Raw genomic sequence first — 18,984 nt, forward strand, 5'->3', positions numbered from 1 at the left:
GTGTGGGGCGGGCTGTGTGGGGCGGGCTGTGTGGGGCGGGCTGTGTGGGGCGGGCTGTGTGGGGCGGGCTGTGTGGGGCGGGCTGTGTGGGGCGGCCCAGCACGCCCCCGAAAAGCAGCCCCCGGCCTGGTCACGACCCCCGCCACCGCCGCTGAAGCCACCCTCCCTGGACCGGCCGGAGCCCGGCGCGGCAGGATCAAGCCCCGGACGTGACGTGTGGAGGAGGAGATCGTGGCCCGGCGTGAGAAGGGCGGCTTCTGGGTGGGGCTCGCCGCCGTACTGTTCTACCCGCTCACCGCCATCGGGCGGCGGGTCTACGTCGGGGCCGAAAAGATCCCGCGGCAGGGGCCCGCCCTGCTCGTCATGAACCACATCTCGCACTTCGACCCCGCCGTCGACGCCGTCTTCGTGCACCGGCAGAAGCGCGTCCCGCGATTCCTCTTCAAGGAGAGCCTGACGCGCGCGCCGATCCTCGGCCCGATCGTCTCCGGGTCGGGGCAGATCCCCGTCTCGCGGGGGTCGGCCGCCGCCGGGGACAGTCTCAAGGCCGCCCACGAAGCCCTCGAACAGGGCAAGGTCGTCGTCATCTACCCCGAAGGCACCATCACCAAGGATCCCGCCGGCTGGCCGAAGGAGTCCTTCACCGGCGCCGCGCGGCTCGCGCTGCAGAACGACGTTCCCATCATCCCCATCGCCCGGTGGGGCACCAGCCAGATCTTCGACGGCTACACGAAGAAGTTCACGCCGTTCCCGCGCAAGACGATCACCCACTACGTCGGCGACCCGATCGACCTGTCCGCCTACCGCGGCGGCAACACCCGCAGCGCGACGAAGCTGCGCGAAGTCACCAAGGTCATGATGGACGAGGTGACCCGGCTCCTCGCCGAGATCCGGCACGAGGAACCGCCGTCGGCGAAGCCGGGTGATCCCGCCTGATGCGCGCCGACGTGCAGCGGGTCACCGTGCTCGGGGCCGGCTCCTGGGGTACCGCCTTCGCCAAGGTGCTCGGCGATGCCGGCCGGGACGTCACGATGTGGGCGCGCCGCGAACAGGTCGCCGAGGACATCCGGGAACGGCACACCAACAGCGCCTACCTGCCCGGCGTGGCCCTGCCCGGGAACATCACCGCCACCAGCGACCCGGCGAAGGCCCTGCACGACGCCGAAGCCGTCGTCCTCGCCGTGCCCAGCCAGAGCCTGCGGGCGAACCTGACGGCGTGGCGCGACCTGCTGCCGCGCGACGCGATCCTCGTCAGCCTCGCCAAGGGCGTCGAGCTCGGCACGCTGAAGCGGATGAGCGAGGTGATCGGCGAAATCGTCAACGTCACCGCCGCCGAGGTCGTCGTCGTCACCGGGCCGAACCTCGCCAAGGAGATCGCCGCCGGGCAGCCGTCCGCCTCCGTGCTGGCCTGCGCCGACCACGAACGCGCCGTCGCGATCCAGCGCGCCTGCGCCAACTCCTACTTCCGCCCGTACACGAACACCGACGTCGTCGGCTGCGAGCTCGGCGGGGCCTGCAAGAACGTGATCGCGCTCAGCACCGGGATGGCCGCGGGGCTGGGCCTCGGCACCAACACGATGGCGACGCTCATCACCCGCGGGCTGGCCGAGATGGCCCGGCTCGGCGCGAAACTGGGCGCCGACCCGCTCACCTTCGCCGGGCTCGCCGGCGTCGGCGACCTGGTCGCCACCTGCTCGTCGCCGCTTTCGCGCAACCGCACCTTCGGCGAGCGCCTCGGCCGCGGCGAGACGCTCGAACAGGCGCAGGCGGCGGCCGGCGGGCAGGTCGCCGAGGGCGTCATGTCGTGCTCGTCGATCCGCGCGCTGGCCCAGAGCGTCGGCGTCGACATGCCGATCACCGACGCCATGCACCGCGTCTGCCACGAGGGCGTCGACCCCCGCCAGGCCGGCGCGGAGCTGCTGGGGCGGTCCCAGAAGCACGAGTGGTCGTGATCTCCCGGCAGGTGAGACGTCTTGACCGGGCGGGAAGCGGCTGGGACTCTGGTCGCATGTTCGCGCACACCATGTCCGGGTCGTGGGGCCGCATCGGCCTCCGCTCGAGCGTGCGCGCGTGTCGCTGTTGTCGGTGAACCCAGCCCCGGCCCAGCTCGACACCCTTTTCTTCCCGTGAGGACCCGCATGTTCGCCGTTCCGGACAACACCCTGCTGCGACCCGAAAACCCCGCGCTGCGCCACCCGGTGCGCGTCGCCCTCGAGGTCGCCGCCGACCGCGACCGCTGGCGACACCTGCTGCGCTACGACCCCGACGAGCGCTTCGCGACGCTCGTGTCGAAGGACGAGCAGCAGGAGGTGTGGCTGATGAGCTGGCTGCCCGGCCAGCGCACCGACCTGCACGACCACGCGTTCGCCAGCGGCGCGTTCACCGTGGTCGGCGGCCACCTGACCGAGGCCGTGGCGCGCCGGGCGCCGGACGGCCGCGCGGTCACCGAGCTGCACGCCCTGTCCGCGGGGCAGTCGCGGGTGTTCGGGCCCGGGTACGTGCACGAAGTCCGCAACGACGGCCCGGACCCGGCGATCTCCGTCCACGTCTACCGCGACGCGGGCCGCGCGATGCGCCCGTACCACCTCGACCCGGTGGACGGCCCGATCCCGGACTGAGCCCCTCAGTCCAGGTCGCCGCGCAGGCGGAACCCGCGCTCGATCCCCTCGCGGTCCGCCCCGGACGCCAGCAGCGCGTGCAGCAGGATCCGGGATTTCCGCGCGTCCAGCCAGCCCGCCATCGTCGCGCCCATCGCGATCAGGCTGGACTCCGAGCCGTGGAAGCCGTACGTCGCCCGCAGCGTCGGGCCCGCGCCGGTCCGCGAAGCGACGACCACCGGCAGCGACGGCACCAGCCGCGCGATCACCTCGGCCGTGCCGGACGAGACGTGCCCCACGCCCGTCGCGGCGATCACCACCCCGCGCACGCCCGGCTGGGAAGCCACGTGCGCCAGCACCGCTCCCGAGTCGTCGAGACCGGCTTCCACCACCGGGACCAGGCCGCCGAAGTCGGCACCCTCGAGGGAAGGCGGCCGGGGCGGCGACGGGTGGAAGTAGTGCACGGCGTCCTCGACGACCATGCCCAGCGGCCCCGCCGGCGCCGACGAGAAGGCCTCGAGGTGGCTCGAATGCGCCTTCCGCACCCAGCGCGCCGCGTGGACGTCGTCGTTGAGCGTGACGAGCACGCCCCGGCCGCGGCTGCGCGGATCGGCCGCGACGGTGAGCGCGTTGCGCAGGTTCGCCGGGCCGTCCGGGCTGAACAGGCCGGCGTTGCGCATCGCCCCGGTGACCACCACCGGGACGTCCGACGGCCAGTGCAGGTCCAGGAAGTACGCGGTTTCCTCGAGCGTGTCGGTGCCCTGGACGACGACGAACCCGTCGGCGTCCTGGCGCAGGCCCCATTCGCGGCACCGCAGCAGGGTCGCGAAGTCGAGCGACGCGCTGCCGATCCCGGCGAGGGTTTCCGCCAGGACGTCCATCGGCAGGTCGCCGAGCCCGCCGAGCAGCTCGGCGGCACCGAACCGCGGAAAGGCGCCGCCACCGCCGTCGACCGGGGCCATCGAGATGGTGCCGCCCAGCGTGGCGACGGCGATCAGGGGACGGACCATGCCGCCACCCTATTCAGCCGCTCACGGCCCGCCGGCGCGGTGCGTCCGTCACGGCGTCGCCGCGCGCTCGGCGGCGCTCCTCAGCACGCAGAACTCGTTGCCCTCCGGGTCGGCGAGCACCGCCCAGCCCGTGCCGTCCGGGTTGCGCAGGTCGTTCACCAGGGTTGCGCCGAGGCCGAGGAGCCGCGAGACCTCCTCGTCGCGCGGGATGTCCGGCTGCAGGCAGAGGTGCAGGCGGTTCTTCACCGTCTTCGGCTCCGGGACGCGCAGGAAGAGCAACGCCGTGTCGTCGTTCAGCTGGAAGCCGACCTCGTCGTTACCCGGCTGGTCTTCTTCCGGGATCGGTTTCCCGGTGACTTCGCTCCAGAACTCGCACAGCGTGTACGGGTCGGCGCAGTCGACGGACACGTTCAGCACGGACGACGGCATGGCACTCCTCGAAGACGGATGCTGCCGAGTCTGGCGCAGCCATCCGGCGAGGGCGAACCGATTACGACGCCAGCGCCAGCCCCGACGTCCGGTGCACCTGACGGTCCGCGTCGACGATGAGGATCTCGCAGTCCGGGCGGTCGGCCGCCCAGGTGATGCCCTCGGTGCCCATCGCGAACGCCGCCGTGGCCAGCGCGTCCGCCGTCACCAGGTCGCCGGCCACCACGGTGACGCTCATCAAGCCCGTCGCCGGGGCGCCGGAGCGGCCGTCGAGGATGTGGGAGCCGCGCTCGTAGGCCGCCGACGTCGCGATCGCGCCGTTGCGCGACTCCAGGACCGCGCACACCGCCAGGGGCTGCTCGGGGTGGCGCACCCCGACCCGCCACGGACGGCCCGGTTGCGGCTCGCCCGCGGTGACGACGTCGCCGCCGGCGTTCAGGCAGAACGTCGTCGCGCCCTCGGCCTTCAGCATGTCGGCCGCGCGCTGCACCGCCCAGCCCTTGACGACCGCGCACGGGTCGAGGCCGCGGCCGGGCAGCCGCGCGCGGAACGCGCCGCCGGAGAGCTGCTCGTAGTACGCGCAGAGCTCCAGCACCTCCAGGAGGTCGTCGCTGAGCTCGGCGGCCGTCAGCTCGCCGCGGTCGTACCGGCTGACCTCGCTGTCGTCCTTGAACGGGCTGAACCGGGCGTCGACCTCGCGGAACCACGCGAAGACGTCGTCGACGACTTCGGCGAAGTCGTCTTCGTCACGCAGGTCGAGCGAGATCGGCAGGCCCATCACCTGTTCGACGCGGGTGGTCATCGGTTTCCTCTCGCGTCGATCGCGGCCTGGAGCGACGTCTTGTACGACTCGCTCGTCTCGGTGGCACCGGTCACCGTGTCGATGTCGGCGTTCTGCGCCTTGATCGCTTCCGCCTGCAGCCGCGGGAGAGCGGTCAGCGACCGGCCGCTGTCCGGGGCCTGCAGCAGGGTGATGACCGCGATCCGCGAGCCGGTGAACGTCACCTGCACCTGCACGGTGCCGTACCGGCTCGACTCGGCGCTGCCCTGCGTGGTCACCGTCTCGTTCTTGGTGTCCCGAGTGGACGGAGTCTCCGAAGTGGACGGAGCGGACGGAGCGGACGGAGCAGGCGACGTGGACGAGGACGGCGGTGTGGCCGATGTGGACGGTGCCGCCGAAGTGGCCGGTGTGGACACCGTCGGCGGTGCCTGGGCGACGGCGGCGGTGTTCTGCACCGGCCCCGGCTCGAACCGCCACACCGAGATGAACCCGGCTATCGACAGCGCGACGACGAAAATGGTCTTCTTCACAGCACCTTCCCCCTAGGCCGCGAGGCTGAAGCGTTCGGCGTGGACCTGGGCGTTCGGCACGCGCAGCTCGCGCAGGCTGCGCAGCACGGCGGAAGTCATCCCGGGCGGGCCGCAGACGAACACGTCCCGCTCGTGCACGTCCGGCACCATCATGTGCAGGTTCGCCGGCCCGAGCATCACGCCGCGCGGCCCGACCGCCTGGTCCGGTCCGGTGAGGAGACTCACGACGGCGCCGCGTGCCTTGGCCAGCTCGTTCAGCTCCGGCAGCAGCACCGCGTCGGCCTGGTTGCGCACCCGGTACAGCACGACGACGTGGCCTTCGATGTCCTCCAGCAGCGCGCGGATCGGCGTGATCCCGACGCCGCCCGCCACGAGCAGCGCGTTGGGCCGCTGCTGGTGGATCGTCGTGAAGGCGCCGTACGGCCCTTCGGCGAACACGCGGGTCCCGACGCGCAGGTTGCGCAGCCCGGCGCTGGAATCGCCGAGCGCCTTCGCGGTCAGCCGCAGGGAACGGCCGTCCGGCGCGGCGGACAGCGAGAAGGGATTGGCCTGCCACCAACGGTCTTTGGTCAGGAACCGCCACAGGAAGAACTGCCCCGCCTTGGCCGGCATCTTGTCCAGGTGCTTGCCGGACATGTACACCGAAACGACGTCCGGGGACTCGGAAACCACCGCCGTGACGCGCAATTGGTGGCGCAGGTTCCGCCACAGCGGCAGCACGACGCGCCCGGCGAGCACGGCCGCGCCGGCGCCGAGCCAGAGCGTCCACCAGTACGCCTTCGCCGGTTCCGAGCCGGCGAACGACTGGCCCAGCGCGATCTGGTGCGTGAAGGCCAGCAGCACCGCGGCGTAGGTGTAGAGGTGGATGAAGTGCCACGTCTCGTAGGCGAGCCGCTTGCGCGCGAACTTCGCCGAGGCGGCGCCGACGATGAGGATCACCGCGAAGGCGACCAGCGCCCGCAGGATCCCTTCGAGCGTGTCGGCCATCTCGACCAGCTCGTCGACGACACCCTTGCTGGAGACCTCCGCGTAGCCCATGGTGATGAACACCAGGTGCGCCAGCAGGGTCCAGAGGATCGTGAAGCCGGTCCAGCGGTGCCAGGTGGTCAGCCGGTCCATCCCGAGCCGGCGGTCCAGCCAGGGCAGCCGGGCCACCAGCAGCAGCTGGAACGCCATCGCCAGCGCGCCGTACAGACCGGCGAGCCTGCCGATCGTGATCAGCACGTTCTGCGAAACCCCGGCCTGGACGAACAGGACGGTGACGGCGGCCACGTTGGCGCCGAGGAAGAGGAAGAGGCCGGATTTCGCGGCGATCCGGGGGCGGATCGCCGGGCGCGCGGCCTCGGCGGTCTGCGTCATGGTCCTCACACGGATCCCCCTTCGGTTCGGTTCACGAAGGCCAGCCTCGCCGCCCGTCCTGTGGCGAGTCTGGGTGCCGGCTGTCGGCTTCCTGTCGGCCGCCGCCTCGCCTCGCCCGCCGCGCCCTCCGCGGGAGAGGATGCAGGGGTGCAGACTCCCGACCCCGTGCGCCTGCTCGTCGTCGACGACGAGCCGCACATCGCCGACCTCGTCGCCACCGTCGCCCGGTACGAGGGCTGGCAGGCGGTCACGGCCGGCACCGGACAGGCCGCGCTGAGCCGGGCCGCGGAGTTCGGGCCGGACATCGTCGTGCTCGACCTGATGCTGCCCGACCTCGACGGCTTCACCGTGCTCGACCGCCTGCGGGCGGGCGGCAACGCGGTGCCCGTGGTCTTCCTCACGGCCAAGGACGCGACGGCCGACCGGATCGCCGGGCTCACCCGCGGGGGTGACGACTACCTCGTGAAACCGTTTTCGGTCGAGGAGCTGATGGCGCGGCTGCGGGCGGTGCTGCGGCGCAGCGCCGGCCTCGCGCACCAGCCCGAGGCACGCGGCGCCGTGCTGCGGGTCGGCGACCTGACGCTGGACGAGGACACCCGCGAGGTCCGCCGCGGCGAGCGGCTCGCCGAGCTGACGCCGACGGAGTACGAGCTGCTGCGCTACCTCATGCGCCGCTCGCCCGCGGTGCTCACCAAGGCGCAGATCCTCGACCACGTGTGGGAGTACGACTTCGGCGGCCGGTCCAATGTGGTCGAACTGGTCATTTCGCACCTGCGGCGCAAGGTCGACGCGGGCGATGGCGAGCCGCTGATCCACACCGTGCGCGGCGTCGGGTACGTCGTGCGGCAGGCCCACCGGTGACGGGCGTCCTCCGCCGGTGGTACGGGGCCTGGCAGCGCACCCGGCTGGGCACCCGGATCACCCTCGGCCTCGGCGCGCTCGCGCTGGTGGTGTTCGCGGCCGTCGGCGTCACGACGGTCGGCATCATGCACGGCTACCTCGACCGGCGGCTCGACGAGCAGCTGTCCAAGAGCCAGAACACCCAGCTGCCGCTGCTGCGCGAGACGCACGGCTCGCCGCAGTCGGTGTACTCGTGGTACTCGGCGCTGTACAAGGTCCGGAACGGGGTCGCCGTCCCCGAGCCGGGCGGCCGGCTGCCGGGCGACGCCGAGCAGCTGGCGAAGATCGCCGCCGAGGCGGCCGGCGGCGACGTCACGCGCACCGTCTACCTGCGCGACGACGGCCCGTACCGGGTGCGCGCGTGCCCGGTCGACACCGACTCGGTGCTGCTGTCCGCCGCGCCGCAGAAGGACCTCGACGGCACGGTCCGGCAGCTGATCGGGGTGGAGGTCGGCGCGTTCGCGCTCGCGCTGGCCGTGCTGGTGATCGTGGGACGGCTGGTGCTGCGCCGCGGCCTGCGCCCGCTGGCCGACATGGCCGGCACCGCGCACGACATCGCCTCCCACGACCTCACCGCGAACCCGGACCTGCCGGTGCGCGCGGCAGGCACCGGCGGCGGCGCCGAAGTCGAAGAGCTGCGGACGGCGTTCAACGTGATGCTGGCCCACATCGACACCTCGCTGGCGGCGAAGACCGAGGCGAACGAGCGCCTGCGCCGGTTCGTCGCGGACGCCTCGCACGAGCTGCGGACGCCGCTGACGTCGATCCGCGGCTACGCCGACCTCTTCCGCTACGCCGCGGCGAACGAGCCGGCGGAGCGCGAGGCGCACCTGGCGAAGATCCGCGAAGAGACGGCCCGGATGACCGTGCTCGTCGACGACCTCCTGCTGCTGGCCCGGCTCGACGCGCGCGCCGCCGAGACGCCGTTGCGGCCCGAGCGCGTCGACCTGGCCGAGCTGGCCGGGGACGCGGCGGACGCCTTCGCCGCCGGCCGGCCGGACCACCCGCTGACTTCGGCGCTTTCGGCGGCGTTCGTGGACGCCGACCCCGTGCGGCTGCGGCAGGTGCTGGACAACCTGCTGGCCAACGCCGCCGTGCACACCCCGCCCGGGACGTCGGTGCACGTGTCGGTGACGGCGTCGGGCGGCGAGGCCGTCGTCCAGGTCACCGATACCGGCCCCGGCATCGCCGTGGGGGATCAGGAGCGGATCTTCGACCGGTTCTTCCGCGTCGACGACTCCCGCACCCGCGGCAACGGCGGCACCGGGCTCGGGCTGTCGGTGGTCCAGTCCCTGGTCACCGCGCACGGCGGCACGGTGTCGGTGGCTTCGGCGCCGGGCCGGACGACCTTCAGCGTGCGGTTGCCGCTCGCGCGGTGACGTGCTCCGGCGCCGTCCAGCCGGGGGAGAGGTCTTCGGACGGCTCGGGCGCGCCGAAGACCGTCCGCACCGGCAGCACGCCGGCCCAGGCGGCGTCCGCTTCGACATCCTCGGGCTCGTCGTCCGGGCCCTCGGCGCGCACCTTCACCGACGCCTCGGCGAGGTCCAGCGCGAGCACGGACACCGCGGCGAACTCCTTGGCGTTGACCGCGCGCGCGTGCTCCCACGAGCCCGGCGCGAGGTGGTCGGTGAGCACCTTGAGGCCGTGCGTCTTCGCTTCGGCGTCGAGGACCGGCTTCGCCTGGCCGAGGATGACGGCGCTGCGGTAGTTCATCGAGTGGTTGTTCACCGAGCGCGAGTAGACGATCCCGTCGAGGAGCGTCACCGTGACGCAGACATCGAGGTCGTGCGCCGCGGTGCGGAGGCTGGCGGCGCCGGTCGAACCGTGGAGGTAGAGCGTGTCGCCGTCGCGGCCGTAGCCGGTCGGGAGGACCAGCGGCACGCCCTCGCGGACGATCCCGAGGTGGCAGATCAGGCCTTCGTCCAGGACGGCGTGCAGCGCGGAGCGGTCGGTCACGGCGCGGTGCTTCTTGCGGCCGAGCGTGGTGCGGGGCGTGGTCGACAACATGCGACCAGCGTCTCCCGGCTCAGTGGCATCGGAAAACGGCCACTTCTCGTACACTTGGGAAGTCCACTCGAGGAGGTCCCGTGTCCCACACCGACACCGCGCTCCCAGTCAGTCTGGATCGTGCGGCGGTGACACCGCTGGCCGTCCAATTGGCCGACGCGCTGCGCGAAGCCGCGGCGAGCGGACACCTGCGCGGCGGCGACCGGCTGCCCTCGACGCGGGCGCTGGCCGGCCGGCTCGGCGTCAGCCGCACGGTGACGTCGGCGGCGTACGAGCAGCTGCACGCCGAGGGCTGGATCGCGGGACGGCACGGATCCGGCACCTACGTGACGACGCCGCCTTCGGTTTCGGCCTCGGAGGTCCCGGCGCCTCCGGTCCCGGCGGTCGAGGTCTCGCCGTCCCCGCTGCTGGACCTCGGGCCGGGAACGCCGTGGGCGGCGGGACTGGACCGAGCGGCCTGGCGCCGCGCTTGGCGAGCGGCGGCGGACCCGGAGCCACTGGTCCGCGCCCACCGCGCCGGGCTGCCGGAGTACCGCGCGGCGGTGTCGGAGCACCTGTTGCGCCACCGCGGTCTCGCGGCGGGATCGGTCCTGGCGACCGGCGGCACGACGGCGGCGGTGGTGGAACTGGCCGCGGCGGTGCTGGAGCGCGGCGACGTCGTCGCCGTCGAAGAGCCGGGCTACCAGCGAGCGGTGCAGGCGTTCCGGCGCGCGGGCATGCGGGTGGTCGGCGTGCCGGTGGACGACGAGGGGTTGCGCCCGGATTCTCTCCCGGACGATGCGCGGGCGGTGTACTGCTCGCCGGCGCACCAGTACCCGATGGGCAGCAGGCTGAGCGCGGCACGGCGGGTCTCGCTGGTCGAGCGGGCGCGTTCCGCGGGCATGCTGGTCATCGAGGACGACTACGACGGCGAGCTGCGGTTCGACGTGGCGCCGCTGCCGATGCTGGCTTCGCTGGCACCCGATGTCGTGGCGCATTTGGGGACGACGTCGAAGATCCTCACGCCGACACTGGGCGCGGGCTGGATGGTGGCGCCGGAGGCGATCACGTCGGCGGTGCTGGCATACCGCGATTCGACGGGAACGCGGCCTTCGCCGGCGGGCCAGCGGGTGCTGTACGAGTTCGCCCGGAACGGAGACCTGGGCCGCCACCTGCGCAAACTCCGCCGCGAGATGGCGGAGCGGCGGACGTTGCTGGCGGGGGCGTTGTCTGCGGCCGGGGTTCCGGTCCGGGGCGACGACGCGGGGGCGCACCTGGTGGTGCCGTTTTCTTCGGCGGCGGTGGAGGCATCGGTGATCGCGGCGGCCGAGCGGCGCGGAATCCGGCTGGACGGGCTGGCGCGGCATTTTGCCGGTCCGCCTTCCGCGCACGGGGTGGCGATCGGGTACGCGGGGTGTTCGCGGGAGGCCTTGGTGGCGGCTTTGCCGGTGTTGGCGGGGCTGTTGCGCTGAGGTTGTCCACAAGCGGGCCTTGGTGGGGACAAACCTTGTCGGGGCCGGGGTTTTGGGGCTTCTGGTGTTGGTGGGGGGCGATATGGTCAATTCGGTTGGTGGTTCCCCCTGGGAGGGCGGGTTCTGCTCGGGGGCGGGAGGGGACCTGGCCTCGCAAATCCGGGGCTGGGCGAGCGTGGCTGGGTGAACTCGGGTCGGTGAGCGCGGCCTGGCGGACCTCGGCTCGGCGAACTCGGCGGGCGCGTGTGGCTGGGTCAACCTGCCTCGGCGAACCCGGCTGGGCGAGCGTGGCCTGGCAAACCCGTCCTGGCAAACCCTGCCTGGCTAACCGGCTCGGCGAGGGTGGCCGGGCGAACCCGGCTCGGTGAGCGTGGCTCGGCGGACTCGGCTGGGCGAGCGTGGCTCGGCGGACCTGGCTGGGCGAGTGTGACCGGGCGAACCCAGCCCGGCGAACCCAGCCCGGCGAACTCGGCTGGGCAAACCGGGCCCAGCAAACCCAGCCCGCCAAACCCGCCCCAGCCCGAACCCACCACCCCCTCGACACACCGGACGTGCCAAAGCCATCACCGGTTGCGTTCACCGCCCGCTGCCGTCCGCCCGGCGCACCGGGCTCGGCTGTTCCGCGAGGTCACCGGGTACGGTGGCTCACCATGAGCGAGAAGATCCGGGTGGCCGTCGTGTTCGGTGGGCGCAGTAGCGAGCACACCATCTCGTGCCTGTCCGCCGGCAGCGTCCTCGGCCATCTCGATCCCGAGCGGTTCGAGGCCGTGCCGGTCGGGATCACCCGGGACGGCCGCTGGGTGCTCGGCTCCGGGGACTCCGCTCAGCTCGCCATTCGCGGCCGTGAACTCCCGTCCGTCGAGGGCGGCCAGGGACTCGTTCTCGCCGGGGATCCGTCCAGCCAGGGCCTCGTCGCCGTCGAAGCCGGGCGGGAGAGCGAATTGCTGTCCCGTGTCGACGTCGTCTTCCCCGTCCTGCACGGGGCCTTCGGCGAGGACGGCACCATCCAGGGCCTCCTGGAACTCGCCGGGATCCCCTACGTCGGGCCCGGGGTGCTCGCCAGCGCCGCCGCCATGGACAAGGAAACCGCCAAGAAGCTGCTCGCCGCCGAAGGGCTTCCGGTCGGGACCTACTCCGCCCTCAAGCGGGGGCAGTCCAGTTTGGACCAAAAGGAAAAAACCAAGCTGGGCCTCCCCGTCTTCGTCAAGCCCTCGCGGGCCGGCTCCTCCGTGGGCATCTCGCGCGTCGCCGGCTGGGGCGAGCTGGACGCCGCCATCGAGCTCGCCCGGGCCACCGATCCCAAGGTGCTCGTCGAGGCCGCCGTCGTCGGGCGGGAGGTCGAGTGCGGTGTCCTCGAATTCCCCGACGGCCACGTCGAAGCCTCGCTCCCCGCCGAGATCCGTGTTCTGTCCGAGGACGAAAACGCCTGGTACGACTTCGAAACCAAGTACCTCGGCGACGACGCCGAGCTCGACATCCCCGCCAAGCTCGACGACGCCGTCACCGAGAAGCTCCGCGCGATGGCCGTCGAAGCGTTCCGGGCGCTCGACTGCCAGGGCCTGGCCCGCGTCGACTTCTTCGTCACCGAAAACCACGAGCTGATCATCAACGAGGTCAACACCATGCCGGGCTTCACGACGAAGTCCGCCTACCCGAAGATGTGGGAGGTCACCGGCATGGACTACCCGACGCTGCTGACCACCCTCATCGAGACGGCGATCGCCCGCGGAACCGGCCTGCGCTGACCAAAAGCTGACCGAAAGCCGGCCAAAGCCGGCCAAAAGCCGGCCGAGGCTAACCGAATCGCAGCGGCTGCGGCGCCAGCTTCGCGGCCACCGTGTCCGAAACGGCCTGCAGCGGCCCGGTCCCGGCGCTGTCCGGCACCGTCAGCGCCGCGTAGACCTCTCGATCCACCACGTACCACGTCGACGCGCCCTCGCCCGGCACCTGCAGCCACTGCACCTTGTTCACCAGCCGCAGCTGCGCCGTCGGCGTCAGCTCCGGGGGACGACCGAGGCCGCACCGCAGGACCACCGGATCGGCGTCGCCCCAGGCGACCGTCGCGGGCGGTGCCGGGGCCGCCAAAGCCCGCACCTTCAACGTAGTCCCGTTGGAAGTCAGCTCGGAGGGCACCGCACCCAGCAGCGTCGTGCAGCCCGGCGACCCCGCGGCGGGCGCCGGCACGGGGACCAACGGCAGCGGCCCCGCGGAGTCCGAGGGGGAAGGCCGGGTCAGGGCGAAGACGGCGACGGCGACCGCCAAGGCCACGGCGAGCGCCGCCGCGGTGACGAGCACCACTCGGGGCGGCGCACCGGTGTCGGAGTCAGGCACGCCGACCACTACACCACAGTGACATCGCAGGGGGACGACCCCCCAGACCCCCGGACCTCGAGGTCAGAGATGCACGACCGGGCAGGTCAGCGTCCGCGTGATGCCCTCCACGTTCTGCACCTTCGCGACCACGAGCTGGCCCAGCTGGTCGACGTTGTCGGCGGCCGCGCGGACGATGACGTCGTACGGTCCGGTGACATCCTCCGAGCTGGTCACACCCGGGATGCTGGAGATCTCGGCAGCCACCGCGGCCGCCTTGCCGACCTCGGTCTGGATGAGGATGTATGCGTGGACCACGGCGCGCCCTTTCGTCGGGATCGAAAGCTCAAGGTAGGAACGTCATCAGCAACGTATCGCCAGCTCAGGGAAAAACATAGGGCATCCGACTATCGGTGATCGATCTTTGTCCCGGTAGAGAAAGACAGAGGTGACCGGTGTCACCGAACGACGGAACGGTCGCCGAGACCGGGGAGTTCGCGCTCATCCGCGCCGTCACCGAAGGACGGCGCCAGCCTCCGGGCACGCTGCTCGGGCCCGGCGACGACGCCGCCGTCGTCGCCGCCCCGGACGGCCGCGTGGTCGCCAGCACGGACGTCCTCGTCCAGGGCGTCCACTTCCGGCTCGACTGGTCCTCGCCCGAGCACGTCGGGCGCAAGGCCGTCGCGGTCAACCTGGCCGACGTCGCCGCCATGGGCGCCACCCCGACCACCGTCCTGGTCGGGCTCGCCTGCCCACCCGACACCCCGCGCGAAGTCGTCACCGGGCTGGCCGACGGCATGTGGGCCGAGGCCGAACGCGCCGGCATCGGCGTCTCCGGCGGCGACATGGTCCGCGCCGACCAGCTCGTGATCAGCGTCACGGCCCTCGGCGACCTCGGCGACCGCGAGCCGGTGACGCGCTCGGGTGCCCGGCCCGGGGACGTCCTCGCGGTGAACGGGCGGCTCGGCTGGGCCGCGGCCGGCCTGGCCGTGCTCGGCCGCGGCTTCCGGTCCCCGGTCGGCGTCGTCAACGCCCAGCGCTGCCCGGAACCGCCCTACGAAGCCGGCCCGCGCGCCGCGCTGGCCGGGGCCACGGCGATGATCGACGTCTCCGACGGCCTGCTCGCCGACCTGGGCCACATCGGCGAGGCCTCCGACGTCGGCATCGACGTCCGCACCGCCGACCTCGACATCCCGGCCCGGCTCACCGAGGTCGGCGCCGCCCTCGGCGCGGATCCGCTGGACTGGGTCCTCACCGGCGGCGAGGACCACGCCCTGGTGGCCACCTTCCCGCCGTTCACCGAGCTCCCGGACGGCTGGCGCACGATCGGCGTGGTCACCATGGCCGGCTCCGGGATCACCGTCGACGGGAAACCGTTTTCCCGAGAAGGCGGATGGACGCACTGGCGCTGATCTAGGCTCCGGAAGCGTGAGAATCGTTCCGGTCCCCTACGACCACCCCGACGCGGCCAAGCTCATGACCGCGGTGCAGCAGGTGTACATCGAGCGCTACGGCAGTGAGGACGCCACTCCGCTGAGCCCGGCGGACTTCGATCCGCCACGGGGCGTGTTCCTCGTCGGCTACCAGGGCGAGGAAGCGGTCGCCTGCGGGGCGTGGCGCGCCCACGACGGCCTCGAGCCCGACTTCCAGGACGGCGACGCCGAGTTCAAGCGGATGTACGTCGCCGATTCCGCCCGCGGCCGCGGGTTCGCGCGGATGATCCTGTCCGAGCTGGAGCGCACGGCGGCGCTGTGCGGCCGCAAGCGCGCGGTCCTGGAAACCGGGACCAAGCAGCCCGAGGCCATCGCGCTATACACCTCGTCCGGCTACGCCGAGATCCCGCACTTCGGCATCTACAAGAACGAGCCGGAAAGCCGCTGCTTCGGCAAGGACCTCACCTCGGGGTGAGCTTCAGCAGGGCCGCCGCGTGGGGCCGCAGGGTCGAGGAAACGGCGCCGGTGGCAGTGCCCGTTTCCCGGTGGGCCCAGAGGTCGCGGACGTGCCACGCGCCGGGAACCGAAGCGGAGACGGTCGCGGTGGTGCTGCCGGTGTTGAGCAGCACCACCGCGAAACCGCCGCCGCTCAACGGTTTTCCCCACACCTGGTAGCCGGGACCCGCGTCGAGCTGCCGCCCCTGGCTGCCCGCGAAGTCCTGGTCGACGGCGATGGCCTCGGCGTTGCCCAGCGTCGCGAGGTCGCTGTCGCTCAGCTTCGCCGGGTCGGTGCCGGCGAACAGCGGCGCGTTCAGCACGGCCCAGACGCTGAAGTGCGCGCGGGCCTCGTCGGCGGTCAGCGTGCCGTTGCCGACCTGGAGCATGTCCGGGTCGTTCCAGCCGCCGGGCGAGCCGCTGTGGGCGGCGACGCCGGCCTGCTGGTCGATCGTCGCGAGCACCGATTCCCAGGTCGGGACCAGGTCGTAGGTGGTGCGCCACAGGTTCGCCACCGGCCGGGCCCAGGTCCAGGGGCTGGAGACGCCGTACTCGGAGATCGCGTAGACGATCGGGCGGGGCAGCACGGCCAGTTCGTCGCGCATCTTCTCGAACGCGGCCTTGCGGTCGAGGCCGTCGACGGTGTCGGCGTTGCACCAGTCGTACTTGAGGTAGTCCACGCCCCAGCGGTCGAACGTCTCGGCGTCCTGGCGCTCGTGCCCGAGCGAGCCGATGCCGGAGGCGGGGTAGGCGTCGTTCGCCATGGCGCAGGTGCGGCTCCCGGGCACGGCGTAGATGCCGAACAGCAGGCCTCGGGAGTGCACGTAGTCGGCGAGGTCGGCGATGCCGTGCGGGAACCGCCGCGGATCCGCCCGCAACGCGCCGTCGGCGGCCCGGGTGGGCGCCTGCCAGCAGTCGTCGACGACGACGTACCGGTAACCCGCGTCACGCAGGCCGGTGCCGGCGAGCGCGTCGGCCGCCTGCTTCACGACGTCTTCGGTGAGGTCGTAGCAGCGGACCTGGTTCCAGCTGTTCCAGCCCATCGGCGGGGTGGCGGCCAGGCCGTTCGCCAGCGCGGGCGAGGCGACGGGCAGGCTCAGCAGCCAGGTCAGCACGACGAGCAGGAGCACGAGCCCGGTGCTCCCGGTACTGGCGTTCCGGTTCGCGGCGATGGCGTGATCCAATCGCACGGGAAGTGAAACCGCGGTCACCCCGGAGGCGGCATGCCGATCTACGCACTCGGTTCGCTCGAGCCGACGATCCACCCCGACGCCTACGTCCACCCCGACGCGACGGTGATCGGTGACGTCCGGATCGGCGCGCACGCGTCGGTGTGGCCGCAGACGGTCCTGCGCGGCGACCACGGGTACATCGAGATCGGCGAGCGTTCGAACGTCCAGGACGGCTGCGTCCTGCACTGCACCGAACGCCACCCGACGATCCTCGGGCCGTCGTCGGCGATCGGGCACGCGGTGCACGTCGAGGGGGCGACGATCGGCACGGGCTGCCTGATCGCGTCCGGCTCGGTGGTGCTGAACGGCTCGGTGATCGAGGACGGCGGCATGGTCGGCGCGGGCGCGGTGCTGTCGTACGGCTCACACGTGAAGACCGGCGAGATCGCGCTCGGCGTCCCCGCGAAGGTGCGGGAGAACAAGTCGTTCGGGCCGGAGAGCATCGCGATGGTGGTGGAGTCCTACGTCGAACGCGGGAAGCGGTTCCGGGCCGAACTGCGGCGGCTCGACCCGCTCGGGTGACGCCGGCCACGCCCGGTAAGCTCGCGGGCCGTGACCGCACGACCGCTGCAGGACATCGTCGAGGCAGGCTGGGCGAAAGCCCTCGAACCGGTGGCGCCGCAGGTCGCCGCGATGGGGGAGTTCCTCCGCGCGGAGATCGCCGCGGGCCGGACCTACCTGCCGGCGGGGGAGCACGTCCTGCGGGCGTTCAAGCAGCCGTTCCACGACGTCCGCGTGCTGATCGTCGGGCAGGACCCGTACCCGACGCCCGGGCACGCGGTGGGCTTGAGCTTCTCGGTGGCGCCGGACGTCCGGCCGATCCCGAAGAGCCTGGTCAACATCTACAAGGAGTACGCCGAGGACCTCGGCCACCCGCTGCCGTCCAACGGCGACCTGACGCCGTGGGCCGAGCAGGGCGTGCTGCTGCTCAACAGGGCGCTGACGGTGCAGCCCGGGAAGTCCAATTCGCACCAGGGCAAGGGCTGGGAAGAGGTCACCGAGCAGGCGATTAAGGCCCTCGCGGCGCGCTCGGAGCCGATGGTGGCGATCCTGTGGGGCCGCAACGCCCGCAACCTGCGCCCGATGCTCGGCGAGGTGCCGTGCATCGAGTCGGCGCACCCGAGCCCGCTGTCGGCGCACAACGGCTTCTTCGGGTCGCGCCCGTTCAGCCGGGCCAACCAACTCCTGGAGCAGCAGGGTGCGGCGCCGGTGGACTGGAAACTGCCGTAGGTTCGGTGTCCGGATCCGCGGGCCGGCTCCGACCAGGGGGAACGGATCCTTGGAGGACACCATGAACGTCACATCGGCCGACGGCACGTCGATCTGCTTCGAGCAGCGCGGGGACGGCCCGTCGGTGATCCTGGTCGGCGGCGCGTTCAACGACCGCACGACCGTGGCGGCGCTGGCCGACGTGCTGGCGTCCGACTTCACGACGATCGCCTACGACCGCCGCGGGCGCGGTGACTCCGGCGACTCGGCCGAGTACGCGATGGAGCGCGAGATCGAGGACATCGCCGCGCTGATCGCCCAGGTGGGCGGAACGGCGTCGGTGTTCGGGCACTCGTCGGGCGCGGTCCTGGCCCTGGAGGCGGCCGCGGCGGGTCTCCCGATCGATCGCGTGGTGGCCTACGAACCGCCGTACGCGACGGACGAGCACCCGCGGGCCGACGTCGTGGCCGAGGTGCGCGCCCAGCTCGCGGCGGGGGACCGGGACGGCGCGGTGGCGACGTTCCTGAAGGTCGCCGGCACGCCGGACGAGATGATCGAGGGGATGAAGCAGGCCCCGGTGTGGGGCTGGTTCACGGCGCTGGCGCACACGCTGCCGTACGACCTGACGATCTGCGGCCCGGACACCCGCCCGCGCACGGAGAACCTGGCCCGCATCAAGGTGCCGACGCTGGTGATCGGCGGCGGCGCGAGCGACGAGGCACTCCAGTCGGGTGCCCGCGCGGCGGCCGCGGCGGTGCCGGGCGCTCGTCACGAGACCTTGGCCGGGCAGGACCACGGGGTGCTGCAGTTCCCGGAGACCTTGAAGCCGTTGCTGACGGACTTCTTCAAGCGGACATGAAAATGGCGGGTGCTCCGAAGAGCACCCGCCACCCCAAACTTCTCGCCTCAGCCGCGAACGACCTTGCCCGCCTTGATGCACGAGGTGCACACGTTCAGGCGCTTGCGCTGGGACACACCCACCTTGGCGTGCACGGTCTGGATGTTCGGGTTCCACCGGCGGTTGGTACGGCGGTGGGAGTGCGAGACCGACTTGCCGAAGCCGGGTCCCTTGCCACAGACGTCGCACACGGCAGCCACGTCGAACTCCTTTGGATCTGGGTCATAGCTGAGACATAAAACTGAGCCCAGATGCACTGGGCAACTCGACCATAGTAACTACTGGCTTCGCGAGGTTCCGCACCGGGTCGATACGCTGCCTCGGACCGGTCAGGAGGTTACGG

22 protein-coding genes are annotated in these 18,984 nt (G+C 72.1%); 12 read left to right on the forward strand and 10 right to left on the reverse strand.

All coding sequences use genetic code 11. From position 1 onward, the window contains the following. The first annotated feature begins 216 nt into the window (after positions 1-216). The 3 genes from ACFVYA_RS15425 to ACFVYA_RS15435 all read left to right on the forward strand — a co-directional run bounded on the left by ACFVYA_RS15425 (position 217) and on the right by ACFVYA_RS15435 (position 2,618). Positions 217-936, forward strand: coding sequence for a lysophospholipid acyltransferase family protein (locus ACFVYA_RS15425; protein ID WP_387045436.1), 720 nt, complete (start codon positions 217-219; stop codon positions 934-936). Further along, positions 936-1,952: an NAD(P)H-dependent glycerol-3-phosphate dehydrogenase gene (locus ACFVYA_RS15430; protein WP_387045437.1), complete on the forward strand. Its 1,017-nt coding sequence runs from the start codon at positions 936-938 to the stop codon at positions 1,950-1,952. Before ACFVYA_RS15425 ends, ACFVYA_RS15430 begins: the two co-directional genes overlap by 1 nt. A gap of 186 nt (positions 1,953-2,138) precedes the next feature. After that, entirely contained in the window at positions 2,139-2,618 is a 480-nt protein-coding gene (locus ACFVYA_RS15435; RefSeq protein WP_285994105.1) for a cysteine dioxygenase family protein, read from the forward strand. A 5-nt stretch (positions 2,619-2,623) separates the two neighbouring features. Here ACFVYA_RS15435 and ACFVYA_RS15440 read toward each other — a convergent pair whose 3' ends face one another. From ACFVYA_RS15440 to ACFVYA_RS15460, 5 genes are all read right to left on the reverse strand, one after another. After that, positions 2,624-3,607, reverse strand: coding sequence for an asparaginase (locus tag ACFVYA_RS15440; RefSeq protein ID WP_387045440.1), 984 nt, complete (start codon positions 3,605-3,607; stop codon positions 2,624-2,626). Between the two features lie 48 nt (positions 3,608-3,655). Then, the gene (locus ACFVYA_RS15445; protein WP_387045442.1) at positions 3,656-4,036 is read right to left on the reverse strand and encodes a VOC family protein; all 381 of its coding nucleotides are present in this window, start codon (positions 4,034-4,036) and stop codon (positions 3,656-3,658) included. 61 nt (positions 4,037-4,097) lie between these two features. After that, positions 4,098-4,838, reverse strand: coding sequence for an FAD:protein FMN transferase (locus tag ACFVYA_RS15450; RefSeq protein WP_387045444.1), 741 nt, complete (start codon positions 4,836-4,838; stop codon positions 4,098-4,100). Next, positions 4,835-5,347: an FMN-binding protein gene (locus ACFVYA_RS15455; protein WP_285989044.1), complete on the reverse strand. Its 513-nt coding sequence runs from the start codon at positions 5,345-5,347 to the stop codon at positions 4,835-4,837. Before ACFVYA_RS15455 ends, ACFVYA_RS15450 begins: the two co-directional genes overlap by 4 nt. A 12-nt stretch (positions 5,348-5,359) precedes the next feature. Further along, positions 5,360-6,706 (reverse strand): ferredoxin reductase family protein, encoded by a 1,347-nt coding sequence (locus ACFVYA_RS15460; RefSeq protein ID WP_285989045.1) that lies wholly within the window; start codon positions 6,704-6,706, stop codon positions 5,360-5,362. Between the two features lie 147 nt (positions 6,707-6,853). On the opposite strand from ACFVYA_RS15460, the gene ACFVYA_RS15465 reads away from it, so the two are divergent. Beyond that, positions 6,854-7,567, forward strand: a complete 714-nt coding sequence (locus tag ACFVYA_RS15465; protein WP_387045446.1) for a response regulator transcription factor — start codon at positions 6,854-6,856, stop codon at positions 7,565-7,567. Further along, the gene (locus ACFVYA_RS15470) at positions 7,564-8,985 is read left to right on the forward strand and encodes an ATP-binding protein (RefSeq protein ID WP_387045448.1); all 1,422 of its coding nucleotides are present in this window, start codon (positions 7,564-7,566) and stop codon (positions 8,983-8,985) included. Before ACFVYA_RS15465 ends, ACFVYA_RS15470 begins: the two co-directional genes overlap by 4 nt. On the opposite strand, the gene ACFVYA_RS15475 is transcribed toward ACFVYA_RS15470, so the two are convergent. Continuing rightward, on the reverse strand, positions 8,957-9,613 hold the full coding sequence (locus ACFVYA_RS15475) for a pyridoxamine 5'-phosphate oxidase family protein (RefSeq protein WP_387045450.1): 657 nt from the start codon (positions 9,611-9,613) through the stop codon (positions 8,957-8,959). The two genes, ACFVYA_RS15470 and ACFVYA_RS15475, sit on opposite strands and share 29 nt — an antisense overlap. 80 nt (positions 9,614-9,693) lie before the next feature. On the opposite strand from ACFVYA_RS15475, the gene ACFVYA_RS15480 reads away from it, so the two are divergent. Both ACFVYA_RS15480 and ACFVYA_RS15485 read left to right on the forward strand, forming a co-directional pair. Beyond that, positions 9,694-11,064: a PLP-dependent aminotransferase family protein gene (locus ACFVYA_RS15480; RefSeq protein ID WP_285989049.1), complete on the forward strand. Its 1,371-nt coding sequence runs from the start codon at positions 9,694-9,696 to the stop codon at positions 11,062-11,064. A 650-nt stretch (positions 11,065-11,714) separates the two neighbouring features. Next, the gene (locus ACFVYA_RS15485; RefSeq protein ID WP_387045451.1) at positions 11,715-12,809 is read left to right on the forward strand and encodes a D-alanine--D-alanine ligase family protein; all 1,095 of its coding nucleotides are present in this window, start codon (positions 11,715-11,717) and stop codon (positions 12,807-12,809) included. A 49-nt stretch (positions 12,810-12,858) separates the two neighbouring features. On the opposite strand, the gene ACFVYA_RS15490 is transcribed toward ACFVYA_RS15485, so the two are convergent. Further along, positions 12,859-13,395, reverse strand: a complete 537-nt coding sequence (locus tag ACFVYA_RS15490) for a DUF3515 domain-containing protein (protein WP_387045453.1) — start codon at positions 13,393-13,395, stop codon at positions 12,859-12,861. Between the two features lie 63 nt (positions 13,396-13,458). Further along, entirely contained in the window at positions 13,459-13,692 is a 234-nt protein-coding gene (locus tag ACFVYA_RS15495; RefSeq protein ID WP_003091994.1) for an Lrp/AsnC family transcriptional regulator, read from the reverse strand. A gap of 137 nt (positions 13,693-13,829) precedes the next feature. Here ACFVYA_RS15495 and ACFVYA_RS15500 point away from each other — a divergent pair, with 137 nt between their 5' ends. Both ACFVYA_RS15500 and ACFVYA_RS15505 read left to right on the forward strand, forming a co-directional pair. After that, positions 13,830-14,786 carry a thiamine-phosphate kinase gene (locus ACFVYA_RS15500; RefSeq protein ID WP_285989052.1) on the forward strand — a complete coding sequence of 319 codons (957 nt, stop codon included), beginning with the start codon at positions 13,830-13,832 and terminating at the stop codon, positions 14,784-14,786. A 16-nt stretch (positions 14,787-14,802) separates the two neighbouring features. Next, positions 14,803-15,282 carry a GNAT family N-acetyltransferase gene (locus tag ACFVYA_RS15505; protein ID WP_387045457.1) on the forward strand — a complete coding sequence of 160 codons (480 nt, stop codon included), beginning with the start codon at positions 14,803-14,805 and terminating at the stop codon, positions 15,280-15,282. On the opposite strand, the gene ACFVYA_RS15510 is transcribed toward ACFVYA_RS15505, so the two are convergent. Next, positions 15,269-16,492, reverse strand: coding sequence for a glycoside hydrolase family 27 protein (locus tag ACFVYA_RS15510; RefSeq protein ID WP_387045460.1), 1,224 nt, complete (start codon positions 16,490-16,492; stop codon positions 15,269-15,271). The genes ACFVYA_RS15505 and ACFVYA_RS15510 overlap by 14 nt on opposite strands. A gap of 33 nt (positions 16,493-16,525) precedes the next feature. On the opposite strand from ACFVYA_RS15510, the gene ACFVYA_RS15515 reads away from it, so the two are divergent. From ACFVYA_RS15515 to ACFVYA_RS15525, 3 genes are all read left to right on the forward strand, one after another. After that, positions 16,526-17,056 carry a gamma carbonic anhydrase family protein gene (locus ACFVYA_RS15515; protein WP_285989055.1) on the forward strand — a complete coding sequence of 177 codons (531 nt, stop codon included), beginning with the start codon at positions 16,526-16,528 and terminating at the stop codon, positions 17,054-17,056. A 30-nt stretch (positions 17,057-17,086) separates the two neighbouring features. Continuing rightward, positions 17,087-17,764, forward strand: a complete 678-nt coding sequence (locus ACFVYA_RS15520) for a uracil-DNA glycosylase (protein WP_387045462.1) — start codon at positions 17,087-17,089, stop codon at positions 17,762-17,764. A 61-nt stretch (positions 17,765-17,825) separates the two neighbouring features. Further along, positions 17,826-18,602, forward strand: coding sequence for an alpha/beta fold hydrolase (locus ACFVYA_RS15525; RefSeq protein ID WP_387045464.1), 777 nt, complete (start codon positions 17,826-17,828; stop codon positions 18,600-18,602). A 47-nt stretch (positions 18,603-18,649) separates the two neighbouring features. On the opposite strand, the gene rpmB is transcribed toward ACFVYA_RS15525, so the two are convergent. After that, positions 18,650-18,841: a 50S ribosomal protein L28 gene (rpmB, locus tag ACFVYA_RS15530; RefSeq protein ID WP_003091970.1), complete on the reverse strand. Its 192-nt coding sequence runs from the start codon at positions 18,839-18,841 to the stop codon at positions 18,650-18,652. Positions 18,842-18,984 lie beyond the last annotated feature (143 nt).

Origin of the sequence: Amycolatopsis sp. NPDC058278 (assembly GCF_042881395.1) — a bacterium.
Lineage (GTDB): Bacteria > Actinomycetota > Actinomycetes > Mycobacteriales > Pseudonocardiaceae > Amycolatopsis.

Bases quoted from the DNA above. Each gene is read 5' to 3' on its own strand.
- ACFVYA_RS15430 (WP_387045437.1), top strand. From the start codon at position 936: ATGCGCGCCGACGTGCAGCGGGTCACCGTGCTCGGGGCCGGCTCCTGG.
- ACFVYA_RS15435 (WP_285994105.1), top strand. From the start codon at position 2,139: ATGTTCGCCGTTCCGGACAACACCCTGCTGCGACCCGAAAACCCCGCG.
- ACFVYA_RS15440 (WP_387045440.1), bottom strand. From the start codon at position 3,607: ATGGTCCGTCCCCTGATCGCCGTCGCCACGCTGGGCGGCACCATCTCG.
- ACFVYA_RS15445 (WP_387045442.1), bottom strand. From the start codon at position 4,036: ATGCCGTCGTCCGTGCTGAACGTGTCCGTCGACTGCGCCGACCCGTAC.
- ACFVYA_RS15450 (WP_387045444.1), bottom strand. From the start codon at position 4,838: ATGACCACCCGCGTCGAACAGGTGATGGGCCTGCCGATCTCGCTCGAC.
- ACFVYA_RS15460 (WP_285989045.1), bottom strand. From the start codon at position 6,706: ATGACGCAGACCGCCGAGGCCGCGCGCCCGGCGATCCGCCCCCGGATC.
- ACFVYA_RS15475 (WP_387045450.1), bottom strand. From the start codon at position 9,613: ATGTTGTCGACCACGCCCCGCACCACGCTCGGCCGCAAGAAGCACCGC.
- ACFVYA_RS15485 (WP_387045451.1), top strand. From the start codon at position 11,715: ATGAGCGAGAAGATCCGGGTGGCCGTCGTGTTCGGTGGGCGCAGTAGC.
- ACFVYA_RS15515 (WP_285989055.1), top strand. From the start codon at position 16,526: ATGCCGATCTACGCACTCGGTTCGCTCGAGCCGACGATCCACCCCGAC.
- ACFVYA_RS15525 (WP_387045464.1), top strand. From the start codon at position 17,826: ATGAACGTCACATCGGCCGACGGCACGTCGATCTGCTTCGAGCAGCGC.